The organism is Streptomyces exfoliatus, assembly GCF_000725545.1.
Lineage (GTDB): Bacteria > Actinomycetota > Actinomycetes > Streptomycetales > Streptomycetaceae > Streptomyces > Streptomyces exfoliatus.
In genome coordinates, this window is sequence record NZ_JNZP01000100.1 from 1 (window position 1) to 387 (window position 387).

Annotated in this window: 1 protein-coding gene; it reads right to left on the reverse strand. The window is 69.3% G+C overall.

Annotated elements, in window-relative coordinates:
* Window positions 1-387, reverse strand: a 387-nt coding sequence (locus tag IO20_RS0134280; RefSeq protein ID WP_030224738.1) for a GTP-binding protein, incomplete at both ends; no start/stop codon positions are given.

Consider the following 387-nt stretch of genomic DNA (forward strand, 5'->3'; position numbering starts at 1 on the left):
AGCCGGGCCATGAGGGCGTGCTCGACGAGCGTGATGAGGGCGCTCTTGGCGTCGGCGCGGTGCCGGGCGTCGGTGGTGATGATGGGGGTGTCGGGGCCGATCTGGAGGGCCTCGCGCACCTCTTCGGGCTGGTAGGGCTGGGCTCCGTCGAAGCCGTTGAGGGCGATGACGAAGGGGAGGCCGGAGTTCTCGAAGTAGTCGACGGCGGGGAAGCAGTCGGCGAGGCGGCGGGTGTCGACGAGGACGACGGCGCCGATGGCGCCGCGGACCAGGTCGTCCCACATGAACCAGAAGCGGTCCTGTCCGGGGGTGCCGAACAGGTACAGGATCAGGTCCTGGTCCAGGGTGATGCGGCCGAAGTCCATGGCGACGGTCGTCGTCGTCTTG